This window comes from Winogradskyella poriferorum (assembly GCF_050618035.1).
GTDB classification, from domain to species: domain Bacteria; phylum Bacteroidota; class Bacteroidia; order Flavobacteriales; family Flavobacteriaceae; genus Winogradskyella; species Winogradskyella poriferorum_A.
This window is the reverse complement of the sequence record NZ_JBODPY010000297.1, coordinates 1-213: the sequence shown is the minus strand read 5'-3', so window position 1 is coordinate 213 and position 213 is coordinate 1. Positions and strand designations below refer to the sequence as shown.

Below are 213 nucleotides of genomic sequence, written 5' to 3'. Positions count from 1 at the left end.
TATGGTATACTGCATTAAAGGTTTACCCAATAATTTTTTACTATTCTTATTAGGGATTCCTTTACTTCCTCCTCTAGCTGGTATTAATCCTAAAACTCTCATTAGTAGGTAATGGTTTTATGAAATCGCAGTTCAACCTCTGCTAATATTTCTGCTATCTTTTTTCCCGAGTCTCCTATACCGTAAATTGAATCACTATCAATACTTGAATCA

Annotated in this window: 1 protein-coding gene; it reads right to left on the bottom strand. The window is 32.9% G+C overall.

Annotated features, from left to right (window positions below; all coding sequences use genetic code 11):
* Window positions 1-102: cytidylyltransferase domain-containing protein (locus ACRHOC_RS15835; RefSeq protein WP_431159519.1), on the bottom strand; the 102-nt coding region annotated here is incomplete at its 3' end.
* Window positions 103-213: the final 111 nt, after the last annotated feature.